The sequence below is a fragment of the Bacillus sp. XT-2 genome, assembly GCF_025696525.1.
In the GTDB taxonomy this organism is placed as follows: domain Bacteria; phylum Bacillota; class Bacilli; order Bacillales; family Bacillaceae; genus Bacillus; species Bacillus halotolerans.
In genome coordinates this window covers 1-16,531 of record NZ_JAHVOC010000014.1, presented here as the reverse complement: position 1 = coordinate 16,531, position 16,531 = coordinate 1, and the positions used below count along the sequence as shown (strand labels likewise).

At 41.2% G+C, this 16,531-nt stretch carries 19 protein-coding genes and 2 rRNA genes; 1 reads left to right on the top strand and 20 read right to left on the bottom strand.

Features of this window, described 5'->3' with window-relative positions; all coding sequences use genetic code 11:
• Window positions 1-63: 63 nt before the first annotated feature.
• From rsmA to metG, 5 genes are all read right to left on the bottom strand, one after another.
• Complete coding sequence (rsmA, locus tag KXD37_RS23250) at window positions 64-942, bottom strand: 16S rRNA (adenine(1518)-N(6)/adenine(1519)-N(6))-dimethyltransferase RsmA (protein ID WP_095714729.1); 879 nt, start codon at window positions 940-942, stop codon at window positions 64-66.
• Entirely contained in the window at window positions 935-1,495 is a 561-nt protein-coding gene (gene rnmV, locus KXD37_RS23245; protein ID WP_044153503.1) for a ribonuclease M5, read from the bottom strand. The genes rsmA and rnmV overlap by 8 nt, the downstream gene beginning before the upstream one ends.
• 144 nt (window positions 1,496-1,639) lie before the next feature.
• Window positions 1,640-2,863: a G5 and 3D domain-containing protein gene (locus KXD37_RS23240; RefSeq protein ID WP_254518285.1), complete on the bottom strand. Its 1,224-nt coding sequence runs from the start codon at window positions 2,861-2,863 to the stop codon at window positions 1,640-1,642.
• A gap of 245 nt (window positions 2,864-3,108) precedes the next feature.
• Window positions 3,109-3,876: a TatD family hydrolase gene (locus KXD37_RS23235; protein WP_044153506.1), complete on the bottom strand. Its 768-nt coding sequence runs from the start codon at window positions 3,874-3,876 to the stop codon at window positions 3,109-3,111.
• A 78-nt stretch (window positions 3,877-3,954) separates the two neighbouring features.
• A complete protein-coding gene (metG, locus tag KXD37_RS23230; RefSeq protein WP_127696180.1) occupies window positions 3,955-5,949 on the bottom strand; it encodes a methionine--tRNA ligase in 1,995 nt (664 codons plus the stop codon).
• Window positions 5,950-6,445: 496 nt separating this feature from the next.
• On the opposite strand from metG, the gene abrB reads away from it, so the two are divergent.
• Window positions 6,446-6,736, top strand: coding sequence for a transition state genes transcriptional regulator AbrB (gene abrB / locus KXD37_RS23225; RefSeq protein WP_003226760.1), 291 nt, complete (start codon window positions 6,446-6,448; stop codon window positions 6,734-6,736).
• A 49-nt stretch (window positions 6,737-6,785) separates the two neighbouring features.
• On the opposite strand, the gene rsmI is transcribed toward abrB, so the two are convergent.
• The 15 genes from rsmI to KXD37_RS23150 all read right to left on the bottom strand — a co-directional run.
• Window positions 6,786-7,664: a 16S rRNA (cytidine(1402)-2'-O)-methyltransferase gene (rsmI, locus tag KXD37_RS23220; RefSeq protein ID WP_103672539.1), complete on the bottom strand. Its 879-nt coding sequence runs from the start codon at window positions 7,662-7,664 to the stop codon at window positions 6,786-6,788.
• Entirely contained in the window at window positions 7,639-7,938 is a 300-nt protein-coding gene (locus tag KXD37_RS23215; protein WP_106021673.1) for a GIY-YIG nuclease family protein, read from the bottom strand. Before KXD37_RS23215 ends, rsmI begins: the two co-directional genes overlap by 26 nt.
• Window positions 7,925-8,668 carry a tRNA1(Val) (adenine(37)-N6)-methyltransferase gene (locus KXD37_RS23210; RefSeq protein WP_263463750.1) on the bottom strand — a complete coding sequence of 248 codons (744 nt, stop codon included), beginning with the start codon at window positions 8,666-8,668 and terminating at the stop codon, window positions 7,925-7,927. The genes KXD37_RS23215 and KXD37_RS23210 overlap by 14 nt, the downstream gene beginning before the upstream one ends.
• Before the next feature lie 59 nt (window positions 8,669-8,727).
• Window positions 8,728-9,087, bottom strand: coding sequence for a replication initiation-control protein YabA (gene yabA / locus KXD37_RS23205; RefSeq protein WP_010332687.1), 360 nt, complete (start codon window positions 9,085-9,087; stop codon window positions 8,728-8,730).
• A gap of 14 nt (window positions 9,088-9,101) precedes the next feature.
• Complete coding sequence (ricT, locus tag KXD37_RS23200) at window positions 9,102-9,929, bottom strand: competence/sporulation regulator complex protein RicT (protein ID WP_010332686.1); 828 nt, start codon at window positions 9,927-9,929, stop codon at window positions 9,102-9,104.
• 2 nt (window positions 9,930-9,931) lie between these two features.
• Window positions 9,932-10,921: a DNA polymerase III subunit delta' gene (gene holB, locus KXD37_RS23195; protein ID WP_106021671.1), complete on the bottom strand. Its 990-nt coding sequence runs from the start codon at window positions 10,919-10,921 to the stop codon at window positions 9,932-9,934.
• Window positions 10,922-10,932: 11 nt separating this feature from the next.
• Window positions 10,933-11,373, bottom strand: coding sequence for a YaaR family protein (locus tag KXD37_RS23190; protein WP_024123606.1), 441 nt, complete (start codon window positions 11,371-11,373; stop codon window positions 10,933-10,935).
• A gap of 12 nt (window positions 11,374-11,385) precedes the next feature.
• Window positions 11,386-11,715, bottom strand: a complete 330-nt coding sequence (darA, locus tag KXD37_RS23185) for a cyclic di-AMP receptor DarA (protein ID WP_003218295.1) — start codon at window positions 11,713-11,715, stop codon at window positions 11,386-11,388.
• Between the two features lie 74 nt (window positions 11,716-11,789).
• Window positions 11,790-12,428, bottom strand: a complete 639-nt coding sequence (gene tmk / locus KXD37_RS23180; protein ID WP_101860946.1) for a dTMP kinase — start codon at window positions 12,426-12,428, stop codon at window positions 11,790-11,792.
• On the bottom strand, window positions 12,425-13,864 hold the full coding sequence (locus KXD37_RS23175) for an aminotransferase class I/II-fold pyridoxal phosphate-dependent enzyme (protein ID WP_263463749.1): 1,440 nt from the start codon (window positions 13,862-13,864) through the stop codon (window positions 12,425-12,427). Before KXD37_RS23175 ends, tmk begins: the two co-directional genes overlap by 4 nt.
• An 83-nt stretch (window positions 13,865-13,947) precedes the next feature.
• Entirely contained in the window at window positions 13,948-15,105 is a 1,158-nt protein-coding gene (locus tag KXD37_RS23170; RefSeq protein ID WP_151174687.1) for a toxic anion resistance protein, read from the bottom strand.
• A 17-nt stretch (window positions 15,106-15,122) separates the two neighbouring features.
• On the bottom strand, window positions 15,123-15,737 hold the full coding sequence (locus KXD37_RS23165; protein ID WP_106021669.1) for a 5-bromo-4-chloroindolyl phosphate hydrolysis family protein: 615 nt from the start codon (window positions 15,735-15,737) through the stop codon (window positions 15,123-15,125).
• 141 nt (window positions 15,738-15,878) lie between these two features.
• Window positions 15,879-16,073 (bottom strand): sigma factor G inhibitor Gin, encoded by a 195-nt coding sequence (locus KXD37_RS23160; protein WP_024123601.1) that lies wholly within the window; start codon window positions 16,071-16,073, stop codon window positions 15,879-15,881.
• A 180-nt stretch (window positions 16,074-16,253) separates the two neighbouring features.
• Window positions 16,254-16,369 (bottom strand): 5S ribosomal RNA (gene rrf, locus KXD37_RS23155).
• A 53-nt stretch (window positions 16,370-16,422) separates the two neighbouring features.
• Window positions 16,423-16,531, bottom strand: a 23S ribosomal RNA gene (locus KXD37_RS23150); the annotation flags it as partial.

Below are 16,531 nucleotides of genomic sequence, written 5' to 3'. Positions count from 1 at the left end.
TTTTAAGGTCCTTCTCTAGCCTATGTAGCGGCAGTCCATGTGGTGCGAAAACAAAAAGCCCTTTTAAAAAAGGGCTTTGTACAATCCGTTAGACAGCGCAGCGAACTCCTCAATAGACAAGGATTCACCTCGGCGCTTGCCGTCAATATTCGTTTCTTCCAGCACTTGCTCGATCGTTGGTTTTTTTGCTTTTCCATCAGGCAGATTGTTCACTAAGTTATTAAGCAATGTTTTACGGCGCTGAGCAAAACTCGCCTTAATTAACTGAAAGAAAAAGGCTTCGTTTTCTACATCCACTGCCGGGCCGTCACGGCGAATCAGCCGAATGACTGCAGAATCTACATTAGGCTGAGGAACAAATACCGTTTTCGGAACGATCATCACCGTTTTGGCCTCTGTATAAAATTGCACAGCAATAGAAAGTGAACCGTATTCCTTAGATGAAGGATCAGCTGCCATACGTTCGGCCACTTCTTTTTGCAGCATAACGACAATCCCCTTCAGCGGAAGGTTTTCTTCAAGCAGCTTCATGATAATCGGCGTTGTCACATAATAAGGAAGGTTGGCTACAACCATCACCTCATCACAGTCCTTAAATTGCTCTTCAATGACCGATTTGACGTCAGCCTTAAGCACATCTTGATGAATGACAGTGACATTGTCATAAGGGGAGAGCGTGTCTTTAAGGATCGGCAATAAACGCTGATCAATTTCAAATGCCACGACCTTTTTCGCCCGCTTGGCAAGCTGTTCAGTCAAAGCCCCGATTCCCGGGCCGATTTCAATGACACCGGTTTTCTCTGTCACTTCGGCGTGGTCGACAATTCTGTCTAAAATGTTCGTATCGATTAAGAAATTCTGTCCCAAACTCTTTTTAAAAGAAAAACCGTATTTCTTCAGTATCTCTTTCGTTCTATTCGGTGTCGCAATATCTTTATTCATTCTGTTCCTCCCGCATGACGGTATCGAGCGCACTCATAAAATCACTTTTTTTAATTTGAAACATTTGCAGCCGTTTTTGAAGCTGTTTGCCATTTGTATATCCGATTTTCAGCAAATCACCAAGACGTTCACGGCGGCGCTTTGCTTCAGATCCGCCAATCAGCCCGGCGTGAATCAGGTCTTCAGCAGAAATTTCACTCGGCTGTGCTTCCATTTCTTCGTGCACGTTTTCTAAACATGCCCTGATGCTTTCAATCGATGCGTGTTCTACGCCAATTCCCCGTTTGTTCTTAGGTTTCGCAAGATGCTTTGGCAAAAATGCATGCTTACAGCCAGGTACAGCCTCGGAAATGGTTTTTCGTATTTTTTCACCCGGGAAATCCGGATCCGTTAAAATAATGACTCCTCTGGTTTCCTGAGCCAAACGGATTTGTTCAATCACATGATCACCGATGGCTGAACCATTTGTTTCAATTGTGTCTGCATCAACAGCCAATTTGATGCGGGCTGTATCGTCACGCCCCTCGACCACAATGATCTCTTTAATTTTCATTATTTCCTCCAAGACAAAATAAAAACTTTTGTATATTGATGAAACTTTTTCATATTTCGAGCGTCTAATAAGCAGAAAATACACTTCGTCTATTATAACGAAAAAAACAGAGGGCGCAAAACCCTCTGTATAGATAAGTATATATTAATTCAAGATTTTAATTTTAACTGTTTTATTTCCCCATCGGTAAGCCGATGATTTCTCAGGGAAAAAGACATCTATTTTATTCCCTTTAATCGCTGAGCCCGTATCAGCAGCAACAGCGTATCCATATCCTTCAACGTGGACTTTTGAGCCTAGCGGAATGACATTTGGATCTACTGCGATGACTTTTGCATTAGGATTATTTTTCAGATTAACACCTGTAGCCGTATGTCCTGAACATCCGCTGCAGCTTGCAGTATAAGCCGTAGATGATACTGTCATGACTTTGCCGGTTGATTCATTGCTCCGAGACACAACTGGTGTTGAATCGCCAGAAGCACTGACCTTTTCAATCTTCGGACTGCTTTGCTTCGTGCCGATCGCAACCACTTTATCTTTGCTTTGCTCGGCTGTTTCTTCTTTTACAAGCTCTCTGGAAACTTCTTCGCCGTTTTCCTTTACGACTTCATAATGTTTTTTGAGCTTGCCTTCTTTTCCTTTTTGAACGACCTTTTCTTGCCCTTTTTCAAGAGAAGCGTCTTCTTGTTTTTTCACATCAAACGCTATTTTCTCTTCAACTACATCGGTGACCTTTTCGATACGAGTTATTGTAATATCAGCCTTTCCTTTCGTTAGCTTTTCGTCTAACGCAGGCTTGATTTTATCTTCGTCTTTTATGTTCATCTTTTGCTGTTTTAAAAAGTCAGCGACCGTAGTCGAAGTCGTCCAGATCTTCTTTTCTTTCCCCGCATCGTTCACAGTGACTTGGAACGCAGGTTCTATGTTAATTTTCATGTCTTTCGAAACTTCTGTATCTATTGCAGGATCAATTTGATCGTGTTCTTTCACATCAACATCTTGTTCGTCCAGTAATGCACCGACCGTTTTTGCTGTTGACCATAATGTCTTTTCTTCCCCGTTTAAAGTAAGCTTCACAGGTTTTGCAGCCTCATACACAACATTCATATCTGCTGTTATCTGTGTCTTTTTAGCAGGTGTGATCTTATCTTCGTCTCTTGTCTTTATATCGAGTGTTTCTAAAAGATCACCGACTGTTTTTGCATGTGTGCGTATATTTTTCTTTTTGCCGTTGATAGAAACTGAGACTGATTGTTTCGTCAGCTCATGAGCTGCGTACGCAGTCCCGCTTCCCGCCAGCAGCAAACAAGCAGCAATCAGAATGACTTTGCTTTTGCTAAGCTTTACGGAAAACAGCTTTTTCATTTTTTGTGTGATGAAAAACGCCTCCTTCTCCTCGGAGAGATTATATAGAGTATCTAAAAGGCTGTCAACCCTCCCTTCTCCTTCTCCTAAAAGCTCAGTGTCTTCTTCATTATCCTGAAACACACCGAGAAACGGAAGAAAGACTTGTCGACAAACCTATCCTATGAGGAGAAGAAAGCATGTAGAACTTTTATGGAAAAACGCCGGAACGGACAAGCTCTTACAAAACCTGCTAGCGTTTTTTGTCAGTTTATACGGAAAAGTCTTTTTGCATTTTCAGTCGTGATTGATGCAATTTCTTCAAAGGTTGTTCCTCTTAATTCAGCAATCTGCTCCGCCACATATTTTACATAGCTTGGCTCATTTCTTTTCCCTCGAAAAGGAGTTGGTGTAAGAAACGGACAGTCAGTTTCAATCAGCAGCCTATCATTCGGAATTTCCTTTACAACTTCCTTCGGTTTCTTCGCATTTTTGAAGGTGACAGGACCGCCAAATGACAAATAAAAATTCATCTTCATACATTCTCTTGCAACTTCGATACTGCCCGTAAAGCAATGCATGATGCCGCCGACTTCGTCTGCGCCTTCCTCTTTCAAAATGGCAACAACATCCTCTGTCGCATCACGGTTGTGAATAATAATAGGAAGATTGACCTCTTTCGCCAAGGCAATTTGTTTTCTGAATACTTCTTTTTGAACATCTTTAGGAGATTTATCCCAATGATAATCCAGGCCCATTTCTCCTATCGCTACCACTTTTTCATGAGCAGAAAGCTCTTTAATCCAAGCCAAATCTTCCTCTGTCATGTCAATGGCGTCAACCGGGTGCCAGCCGATGGCAGCATAAATAAAATCATATTCCTCAATCATTTCCATCGCCCGGGTAATGGTCGGCCGGTCAAAACCGACGACTACAATACGGTCCACTTTTTCAGTTTTCGCCCGCTCAATAACCTCTTCTAGATCTGTATTGTATTGTTCTGCATTTAAATGCGCATGTGTGTCAAATAACATAAATGAAAAACTCCTTTCTTGTCGAAACACAAAAGGTGTTCGACGAATTGTTACACGTGAAACACCTTTTGTTTATCATTATTTAATTCTTGTGCCTTTCGGTAAGGACTGATCGATGGATACGACTTTTAATACGCCGTCTGCTTCTCCTGCAAGGATCATTCCTTGAGAAAGCTCTCCTCTCAGCTTAACCGGTTTTAGATTTGTTACACATACGAGTTTTGTTCCAATAAGCTGCTCAGGCTTATAATGTTTTGCAATGCCGGATACGACTTGGCGTTTCTCAAAGCCAAGGTCAAGCTGGAGTTTCAGTAAACGATCTGCTTTTTTCACCGGCTCTGCTTCTATAACCTCTGCCACACGAAGTTCTACATTCATGAACTGATCAATCGTAATTTCAGGTAAACGGTCGACCTCTTGCGGCTCTTCTTCTTTTTTCTCTTCTTTAGCTGGAGCTGAGCCCTGCATTTTCTCTTTAATGTACGCAATTTCTTCTTCTGCCTCTAAACGCGGGAATAAAGGCTCGCCTTTTTGTACTTTTGTGTCTTTAAGCTGACCGAAAGCTGTAATGCTGTCCCAGGCTTTTAAAGCATCATCCGTGATGCCCAGCTGCTCAAACATTTTTACCGGTGTTTTTGTCAGGAACGGCTGAAGCAGTACGGCTGAAATACGCAATGATTCAGCAAGGTGATACATAACCGACTGCAGTTCTTTTTCTTTTTCAGGATCTTTGGCAAGAACCCATGGAGCCGTTTCGTCAATGTATTTATTTGTACGGCTGATCAACTGCCATAACGTTGAAAGAGCCACCGAGAATTCCATATTTTCCATTGCTTTTTCATATGATTTCACTGTTTCCTCAGCCACAGAAGAAAGCGTCTGGTCAAATTCCGTTACGGCACCTTTATAAGAACCGATTTGCCCGTCAAAATATTTATTGATCATAGCAACAGTACGATTCAAAAGGTTACCTAAATCATTCGCTAAGTCATAGTTAATCCGTTCAACAAAACCTTCCGGCGTGAAGACACCGTCAGATCCAAATGGCACTTCGCGAAGCAGGTAATAACGAAGCTCGTCTAAACCGTAGCGTTCGATGAGTGTGACTGGATCAACAACATTGCCTTTGGATTTCGACATTTTTCCGTCTTTCATCAAAAGCCAGCCATGCGCAAATACTTGCTTCGGCAGCGGAAGATCCAGAGCCATCAGCATAATCGGCCAATAAATGGTATGGAATCGCACAATTTCCTTACCAACTAAATGAACATCGGCAGGCCAATATTTTTGATATAGCTCATCATTTTCTGTATCATAACCGAGTGCTGTTAAATAGTTGAATAGTGCGTCGATCCAAACATACACAACATGTTTTGGATTTTCCGGCACCTTCACACCCCAGTCAAATGTGGTGCGTGAAACAGCTAAATCCTCAAGGCCGGGTTTGATGAAGTTGTTAATCATCTCGTTTTTACGTGACTCCGGCTGAATGAAGGTTGGGTTTTCTTCATAGAATTTTAAAAGACGGTCAGCATATTTCCCCATACGGAAGAAATAGGATTCCTCTTTGATCAATTCAACAGGGTGCCCGCTGTCAGGGCTTTTCCCGCCAATAACCTCACCCTTTTCATTTCGTTCAATATCCACAAGCTGAGTTTCCGTATAGAATGTTTCATCAGGGATACTGTACCAGCCCTCGTATTCATCAAGATAGATGTCCCCGTTATCAAGAAGCTTTTGAAACACCTTTTCTATGACGACTTTATGCCGTTTTTCAGTTGTGCGGATAAAGTCATCATTTGAGATTTCAAGCTGTTTCCACAGTTTCTGAATATCTGCCGCTGCGCGATCCACATACTCCTGAGGCGTAATGTTTTCCTGTTCAGCTTTTTGCTGAATCTTCTGCCCATGCTCGTCCGTTCCCGTTAAATAGCGAACATCAAAGCCTTTTAATCGTTTGTAGCGAGCCATTGCGTCACCCGCGACTGTCGTATACGCATGGCCGATATGTAATTTTCCGCTCGGATAATAAATCGGTGTTGTAATGTAAAATGTATTGTTTTCTTGCGGCATCTTGAAACCTCCCAATCAGAATGTCAAAAAGCTCCCGCCCAAAGGACGAGAGCGGCGATAAGTGCAAATCATATATGATTACCTATTTTTATATTTATCCTTTATCTATGATACCATCTTAGCCTTTAAGATCAAGGATATATACGTATGCCCCTAAAAAGAATAATTAAAATTAAAAATGTTTAATGAAAATAAAAAAAGTCTGTTCATGTCGAATTTTGTCGTATATAATCTTACGGTATAAAAAACCTTGGTTCGAAAGTCTTGATTTAAAAGGATTTTTCATAGGATAATAGCTTTATTAGAAAATTATAAAATGCTGTTATTCCGGTATTTTCAAAGCCATTACTGACTATAAGAACTAAATCTTACAATCAATAGTAAACAAAAGGATTGACGATTATTGGAAACCTTGTTATGCTATGAAGGTAAGGATTTTGTCGAATAATGACGAAGAAAAATATAATTTAAACAATAATTATCTCTTGGGAGGAGAATGTTTATGAAATCTACTGGTATTGTACGTAAAGTTGATGAATTAGGACGTGTAGTGATTCCTATCGAACTGCGTCGTACTCTTGGAATCGCAGAAAAAGATGCTCTTGAAATTTATGTTGATGATGAAAAAATCATCCTTAAAAAATATAAACCAAACATGACTTGCCAAGTAACTGGTGAAGTTTCTGACGATAACCTTAAACTTGCTGGCGGCAAATTGGTACTAAGCAAAGAAGGCGCTGAGCAAATCATCAGCGAAATCCAAAACCAGCTTCAAAACCTTAAATAATCATTTTTTACACAAAAAACGTTCTTGTTATGACACAAGAACGTTTTTTTTATTGCTGAATATGGTATGCATCATACATTTCACGTTTTGGGACGTTACGATCTACAGCCGCTTTTTTAATGGCTTCTTTTGATGTCGCTCCCTTTGAGATGTAATGCTCGATATGTTCTTTTGCAGATAGGTTCTCCCACCAATGTGTTTCTTCATCTGCTTCCTCAGCTTTATTGCCTTCGACCACAAGACAAAACTCACCGCGGATCTGATCCTCATTTGCCCAGTCTATCACTTCGGATATTGTTCCTCTTATAAACTCTTCATATTTCTTAGTGAGTTCACGGGTCACCGCAATGTCCCGATCTCCTAATATGTCTAACATCACAGACAGGGTTTCCTTCAATCGGTGAGGTGCTTCATAAAAAATAATCGTTTCTTGCCGTTTTTTGAGGACATCGAGTTCTTTCTTCTTTTCTTTTTTCTGCCTGTTGAGAAATCCGTAGAAAAAGAAAGGCTGCGGTACAATTCCTGAAGCGATCAGCGCTGTTAATGCGGCATTGGCTCCCGGCAGAGGAACAACATAACCGCCCATTTCCGTAAAGTCCTTGACGATTTCCGCTCCAGGATCAGAAATTGTCGGCAGGCCGGCGTCACTGACCAGCGCTATGTTTTTCCCGGACTTCAGCCATTCAATGATTTTGTGGCCGCTGCTTTCTTTATTATGTTCGTGATAACTGACAAGCGGTGTTTCAATTTCATATACATGGCAAAGCTTTTTTGTTTGCCTCGTATCTTCTGCAGCAATCGCATCCACTGATTTCAGCGTTTCGATCGCACGAAATGTCATATCCTCTAGATTTCCGATAGGTGTCGGAACCAAATAAAGAATCCCCATATCCGACTTTCCATTAAAGCTCATCTGGCGCCTTAACATATACAGCCTCCTTGCTGTTCCGTTTTTCTTCTATATAAAGCTCTTTTTTTCTGCGGGTCAGTTTTTTAAAGTAATATTCCTCCTGCATGGCTTCCCGCTTCGTTGCAAAAGCCTCAGCAAAAATTAAATCAACCGGGCGTCTTGCTTTTGTATACTTTGCGCCCTTTCCATCGTTGTGAGTTTTCAGCCGTTTCTGCAGATCGTTGGTATACCCTGCATACCAGCTGTTGTCTTTGCACTGTACAACATAAAAGAAATGGTTATTTGTCTCCATATAAAATGGTCCTGATTTCTTTTGTATATTCATTTTGTTCGTTATACACGAACAGCGGAGGAAGTATTTTCAAATCTGGACGCCCGCCTTTTATGCCTTCAACCAAAATGGTATTGGCTTCCTTCCCTTGTTTCGGATAGACAAACTGAACACGCTTCGGCTCAATTTGATAAGCCTTCATCAATTCAAAAATTTCGAGAAGCCGGCCCGGACGGTGAACAAGCGCCGCCTTTCCTCCTTGCTTTAGCAATTTACTGCTGACTGAAATGACATCTTCCAATGTACAGTGAATTTCATGTCGTGCGATACGGAGATGCTCATTCAAATTTTGTTCGGCCTGTTTCGGTGTTTTAAAATAAGGCGGGTTGCAGGTAACAACATCATATCTATTATGCCCCAGCTTTTCAGGCATGTTTTTCAGATCATCATGTATGATTTGAATTTGAGCCTCCAGTTTGTTATATTCCACACTGCGGACAGCCATATCATGCAATCTTTCCTGAATTTCAACACCAAGGATATCTGCTTTTGACCTTGTACTCAACAGCAGCGGCACAATACCGTTGCCAGTGCACAGATCAACAATTTTCCCTTTTTGAATCGGAACATACGCAAATTTGGAGAGAAGCACGGCGTCCAATGAAAAAGCAAATACCGTTGGACTTTGTATAATCTTCATATTCTCTGCCAGCAAATAATCTAATCTTTCATCGTCATGTAATGAAACCATTTTCTTATCCTTTCCAGCACCTTTGAAAAAGGCTTCCGTCTGATGCGGAAGCCTTTTCCTTATTTTTTATTTAAGAATGACAGACAGAAAAGACAATCTTCTTTTCTGACGCTTCCATAGTGGACGTTACAGATATGGAATCCTTCCTGATACAGACGTGCCAGATTATCATATCCTTCCCCTATATCAGCTTGCTCTGTCTTCTGTGTTTTTGATTCTTTTTTATCAGCTTTAAACTTTTCAATCTGCTGCGTCGTATCGTCCAGCCGTTTACGCAAATGCTTATTTTCAAGCTGTAAATGATGATTTTCCTCAATCATCTCACCGATATGCTGCTTTAAATCCCCCAGCTGCCGGTAAAGCGAGCCGATTTGTTCTTCTAAGTTAATGACGGTATCAAATAACTCTTTTTTATCCAAGGTTCCACACCTCGTTAATCTGTGGTTTGTGCGGATACGACGCCCTCTTCCAAGAGCTCTTCCCAAGTATATTCTATCACTTTTTCACGGTTCATCAGTTCCACCTGAAGCACCCGTTCCAGAATATTCAGCCCGACGACTTTTGCAGGCCCGTTTGCTGTCGTAATCATTTCCCCTATATCCGGAAGCTGTTCCTTTGCAGTCTCATACTCATCGTTTTCGTATTTCAGACAGCACATCAGACGTCCGCAAAGACCAGAAATCTTTGTTGGATTTAAGGATAGGTTCTGATCCTTCGCCATCTTAATGGACACAGGTTCAAAATCTCCGAGGAATGTTGAACAGCAAAGCATTCTGCCGCAAGGGCCGATTCCTCCGAGCATTTTTGCCTCATCTCTCACCCCAATCTGGCGAAGCTCAATCCTTGTTTTAAAGATGGAGGCTAAATCCTTTACAAGTTCTCTGAAGTCTACTCGGCCGTCAGCAGTGAAGTAAAAAATCACTTTATTACGGTCGAACGTAAACTCCACATCGACCAGCTTCATATCCAAGCCGTGATCTATCACTTTCTTTTGGCATATTTCAAATGCTGATAAAGCTTCTTGTTTGTTTTCTTCTACAATAAGAAGATCGCGCTCGTCAGCCACGCGTATCACTTTACGGAGCGGAAGCACAACATCATGCTCATCCACCTGTTTATTCGCGACAACAACCTGGCCGTACTCAACGCCTCTGACAGTTTCTACAATTACGCAGCTGTCTTGTTCTATATGAAATCCATTCGGATCGAAATAATATATTTTACCCGCTTTTTTAAAGCGGACGCCAATTACATTGTACAAGCTTATCCCTCCTGCAACATTAACACCAAGTGCTCCATTAATCCCTGCACATTCACATTGGAATGAAGCCGTTTCTTTGCTTCTAAAACAGCAAGTATCTGGTTCGTAACGCTTTGTTGTGTTGATTGTAGCGCATGCTGTTTTATTGATTGGAATAAGTCTTGATAAATCAATTTATCTTCATTTCCTATTTGGATGGACAACACATCGCGATATATCAATAAGAGCATATCAAGACCCATTTCTTGATGGGTTTTTTCTTTGAAAAAGGGCATCCATTGATCTTGAATAAAGAAAAAGGCATGTCCTTTCCGCTGGTGTAAGACTTCATACAATTTTATCACTTTCGCTCTAGACTCTGCAAACTCATCATTTCGACTTAATTCGACTGCTTCTGCTACATTGTTGGTCATGTTCGCCAGGAGCCTCGCCATATGAGGCAAGACATCCTGTTCTATCAGTCGGTCTTCAATTGCTTTGGGCTGCAAAGGCTGAAAAGGAAGGGTTTGGCATCTTGAAATGATGGTATCCAATAACCTTTGAGGCTGCTCAGTGATAAGGATGGCCATTGTGTCTCTGTTCGGTTCCTCTAAAAACTTCAGCAGGCTGTTTGCCGCATTAGCCGTCATTTGATCTGCATGGGATATGATGTACAGCTTTTTATGCGATTCAAGCCCTGTTTTAGAAAACTCTGCTTGCAGCGCTTGAATTTGCGCCTTTTTAATCGATAACCCATCAGGCTGGACCAGATGGAGATCAGGGTGGTTCCCCGACTCAATCCGCTTACAATTTCTGCAGTTCTCACAAGGCTCTGCTCCGTCTTCCAGACAAAAAAAGCTTTTCGCAAGAAGCATTGCGGCCTCCAGCTTGCCTGTTCCTTTTTTGCCCTCAAATAAATAAGCGTGTGATAGTCTGTCCTTCTCAATACTATTATATAAAAGCTTCATTACTCTGGGCTGAAGCTCGGTCATTTCCTTCCAGGATATTGCCATTGTATCACTCTCTATGTGTAAAGGTTAATCAATAAACCTTTTATTTCGCCAATACGCTCCAGCAAATCAATTGCCGGTTTTTCCTGATCCATCATCTCTTCAGTAAGCTTTATCAATTTCTCGTCTATTTCTTTTACAAGTCCCAGCGTTCTGCTGTTTCCGTAAAGATCAAAGCTTTTCGACGTTTCATGTGAAAGGCCGCTGTCAACAGCTTCTTTGACAAAACGTTTCACAAGCCCTTTAAATCTTGCCAAGTCTTTAAAATTCCGTGATTTCGTCAGTCTTTTCCCAAATGCTTCTATGTCCGTTAACATCCTGGTCAGCTGATCAAACTTCAATTTGCTGCTTTGGTTCTCCATTGATGTTTTAAAAGATGCTGAAATCTCAGCTGTTTTCATAGAAGGAAGCTGCTTATTATCTATAAATGTGCGTATATCTTTATTAATTTTCACAGTTTCAAATCCTTAAAATTGATGAAATTCATCGACTGGAAGGACAAACACTGTCGCTCCGCCAACTTCAACTTCGACTGGATAAGGGACATATGAATCAGCATTTCCGCCCATTGGAGATACAGGAGCAATCATCTGATCACGTTTCTGTCCGTTTTCTTTAATGAGGCTCAATGCTTTATCGACCCGAATATCCTCGACACCAATCATAAACGTTGTATTGCCTGATTTAAGAAATCCTCCCGTCGTCGCAAGCTTTGTGACTCTAAAGTTGTGATCTGTTAAAGTTTTCAAAAGTCTGTTGCTGTCCTGATCTTGTACAACTGCCACTATTAATTTCATCTGTAAAGGCCTCCTTTAGATTGGAAACAACAATGATCTCGTTTACATTATTATATCAACTAATGAGAAACAGGTCACAATTGAATTTTTTTCAACGCTTCTTTGATAACCTTTAGAACGTCCTGAACAACGAGGTCTTTCGATTGTGCTGCATCAACTGAATGAAATCTTTCTGGAAAACGTTTCATCAGCTCCCGATAACCTTCCTGAACCTTTGTATGGAAGCTCAACTTTTCCAGATCGAGCCGGTTTTTCTCCCGAGAGCCGTTCGCATCAATGCGCTTCAGGCCTTCTTCCGGATCAATTGAAAAATAAATTGTGACATGAGGCATCATATCTCCAATGGCGAATTGGTTAATCGAAAGAACTTCATCAATACCAAGGCCTCTTGCATATCCTTGGTATGCGAGTGAACTGTCTATGAATCTGTCACAAAGTACAATATGCCCCTGCTCTAAAGCAGGTGTTACTTTTTCAACTAAATGCTGACGTCTTGCAGCTGCATATAAGAGAGCTTCTGTTTTCGGATCCATTAACGTGTTGTTTTCGTTTAGAATAACTTCTCGAATTTGTTCTGCGATATCTATGCCGCCTGGTTCCCGTGTTGCTGTAACCTGAAGGCCTTCTGCTGCCAGTATCTTTTTTATTTCCTGCAATACAGTCGTTTTTCCCGCGCCTTCAGGACCTTCAAATGTAATAAATAAACCGCTCATGATCTCTCCTCTTCTATATAAACAAGTAATTGCTTCTCATTGATTTTCATATTCCCTTGAACATGCGTTTTCATGCTGATCAAGCGGCTGAGCTTTTGTACGCTTTCCCTTGTGATTCTTTCGCCTGCCATAATCATCGGAATTCCCGGCGGATAAGGTATAACATCCTCTGCATTCAGCCGGCCTGCCGCTTTATCAAAACCCACATATTCTTTCTGTAACGTGTTTAAAACCTTTTTTGAATAAGGCATTACAGTAATAGGCTGTGCTCCCCATTCTGCAGAAACAATTATCTGGTCCGATGGAGTCTTTTCGATCTCTTGATCGATTTTCTTAATCGTTTCAGCAGTAATTCTTCTTTTTCCTCCCAAGGGAAGAACAAGCAAAACCTGATTTTCATCGGCAAGCTCTGTGAATATGTTGACACGCTCCAATATTTTTTGCAGTGTAAAACCTGAATGGCCGCATTTGGAACGAATGGTGAGCTTCAGCGGATCCGTTGTAATCCGTTGATTGGCCGGTTCAACCGCTTCAGCATATGCAAGTGAATCAAACGTTTGTTTAATCGATTGAATATGCTGCAGAACGTCAGAAAGCTTTTGTTCCTCTATCATATGCTGCACATAAGCGCGGGCAAGATCCAATGAAGCCATTATCGGATAAGACGGGCTGCTGCTTTGTAAACGATTCAAGTAATCCGCTACCCGGTTCCGTTCAATTTTGTTGCTATTGAGGTGCAAATAAGACCCCATCGTCATGGCAGGCAGCGTTTTGTGCGCCGACTGAACAACAATATCTGCTCCCATTTGCAACGCTGAAGCCGGGAAAGGCTCCCCTAAAACAAAGTGCGCGCCATGCGCTTCATCCACCAGCACAGGAATTCCGTATTGATGGGCCTCTGAAATGATTTCAGTCAAATCCGCGCTATGTCCATAGTATGTGGGATTGGTCAGCACCAACCCCTTCGCATTTGGATATGCCTTTAGAGCTTCTTTTATCGTATCAAGCGGAACATGCGTAGGCACATGCATTATTTCATCAATGTCAGGTGCGAGATAAACCGGCTCAGCTCCAGCCAAATCAACAGCATGAAAGACAGATTTATGGCAGTTTCTTTGGATCAGGATCGTATCTCCAGGATCACAAACTGATAAAATCATCGCTAAGTTTCCGACAGTCGTGCCGTTCACAAGAAAAAAACTTTCTGCCGATCCATACAATTGGCTGACAAGATCTTGGGCTTCCTTAATCACACCTGAAGGATGATGCAAATCATCAAGCCCGGATAGTTCAGTCAGGTCAATTGTAAGAAGCGGGTTGTATATGGTCTTAGCCTCATCAAAAAAGACATCTCCATTGTGATGTCCCGGAACGTGAAATGAATGAGAATTCCTTCTCGCATGTTGAATCAGTGCATGATATAAAGGTGTGTTCATTAAAACAATCCTTTGAATGTGTATTCTTACTCTTTATTATATCGTTCCTATGACAGAACTTAAAGCTTAGACTTACTGGTAAACTACCTTTCCTTTATCGCGAGCAGCTTTTGCTTCAAATCGCCTTCCATCATCATGAGCTCTTCTTCAGCCTGTCGGCGTTTGAGCCGCCCTTCTTCTTGAATCGTCAGCGTTTCTTCAAGCGTACTGATTAAGCTTTCCTGCACCTTCTTTAACGTATCAATATCAACAATCCCTCGTTCGCTGGCTTTCACTGTTTCAATTGTATTCGTTTTTAAAAGCTCCGCGTTTTTTAGCAAAAGGTCATTTGTTGTATCGGATACTTTTTGCTGTGCATCCACAGCGTTTCGCTGCCGTAAGAGTGTCAATGCAATCGCTACTTGGTTTTTCCAAAGCGGGATTGCGGTTACAATGGATGACTGGATTTTTTCAGCTAATGCCTGATTCGTATTTTGAATTAACCTGATTTGCGGAGCGCTTTGTATGGTAATTTGCCTGCTCAAGAGCAAATCGTGCACCCTTTTATCCAATCGGTCAGCAAATTGGATCAAATCGTTCACTTCTTGAACGGCCATTTGATTATGTTCACTTGATTCGGCCTGTCGTTTCAGTTCAGGAATTGTTTTCGTTCTTAATTCATCGAGCTTTAATTCACCAGCAGCAATATAAACATTCAGTGCAGAAAAATATTCTTTGTTTTTATCATATAACTGCTCTAACAGCTTATTATCACTGAGTAATGCATTTTTTGAATGCTCAAGTTTTAAACTGATTCTGTCTATCTGCACACTGGTCTTTTGATACTTTGACAGTACCTCCTGAAGAGAATGAGACACTTTCCCAAACATGCGTGCCAAGAAACCTTTTTTCTTAGACTGCAGTTCATCTGGATTTACTTGTTCCAGCTTTTTCATCAGCTCACCAAGGATTTCACCGATTTCCCCGACGTCCTTCTTTTGAACATGATCAATCATCGTATGAGAAAAATTCAGCAGCTTAGACTGAGCTTGTGAACCATATAAGACAATACTGTTCATATTGTTATGATCAATCTGTTCAGCCAGCTGGTATGCTTTTTCTTTGTTTTCTTCTGGCAGAACATCGACAAGCCGCACTGGCTGCTTCCCTGATTCGACAGCCTCCCCTTTTGGTATTTCGATATCCCCAAAAGGGTCTGCCAACAATCCGTCTATTTGAAGTTCGCTTCGATCTTTATTCACCGTCCTTGCCCCTTCCGTTATTTTTTCAAAGAATGCTTCGCTGCATCTAATTCAAATTGCAGTTCACCAATTTCGTCGTCCATTAATTGAGTTAAATCTTCTTCTAAACGCTTCGTCAATTCAGCAAGTGTGATACGCACTTCACTCAACGACATCGAAAGCTCTTTGTTTTTTTTCGGATGGGAAGAAAGAAAAGCATATTTCTCAGTCAGTTCCACAACAGAATCTAGAGTCTGATAAAAGAAACGCTCAGCCCGATAAAACCGTTTTGGCTCTTTTTTGGTTAATATATAGATCCTTCTGACAAGTCTCAGCATCTCTGCATTTTGCTTAAACATCTGGATACTTTTCGCCTGAAATAAAGCTTTTCTAAGACGGATTATTTTTTGCCTTGCTTCCTCAAGATTTTTCTTGATGTACGCATATTCTCTTCCCGTCAGTTCATGTTTTTTAAGAAATAACCGTCTTGCATTCCATAAACCCGCTGTGTATATGAGAGCTGCTGATGAGACGCCATATACAAAAGATAAAAAAAGTGATTGGTTAAAACCAAAAAAACTCAATAATCCTATGAAAACAAAAGTCGCACTGCTTGTGAAACTCCATATCAAAAATTGAAGAAATCTATGCATCACTTCATCGACTCCTGTGAGTATTTCATATTTAACATTATTATCTACTACGTTCAGTCCCTAAACAAGTTTCATGTTCTTTTATCGTATCCATTGCTTTATATAAAGTGAAAAATGGTACAAAAAAAGACCTTCTCAGGTCTAAGAATATAATGGCGGTGTATGAATGCTCTTTAGTTTTTTGACATAAAAGGCATAGTCAGGATCGGAAGTTGCTGTTGAAATTACTTTTCTCTCACAATCTAAGCATATGAATTTTGTATAAAGATGAATCCCTCTGCTTTTCTCTTGTTCACAAATAATACATGTTTGATGGTGTTTAACCGTTTCGTCCATCGTCCCCACCTCCGTACAATTAGCCTTTCCTGAAACCTGATATTGTATACATTATTTAGATCTTTTGGAATCTTGAGATCAGTATATGGGCTATATAAGCTGTCGGTGTTTGTATAGTTTCGATTTCACTTGTACATGGACAAACAAAAAACCCAGCTCAAAGAGCTGGGTTTTACCCTTGCTTGGCGGCGTCCTACTCTCACAGGGGGAAACCCCCGACTACCATCGGCGCTGAAGAGCTTAACTTCCGTGTTCGGTATGGGAACGGGTGTGACCTCTTCGCTATCGCCACCAAACAATTGAGAGTGTTCTCTCAAAACTAGATAACAGGTGTGACATCATTAGAAATTAGGTTAAGTCCTCGATCGATTAGTATCTGTCAGCTCCATGTGTCGCCACACTTCCACCTCAGACCTATCAACCTGATCATCTTTCAGGGATCTTACTTCCTTGCGGAA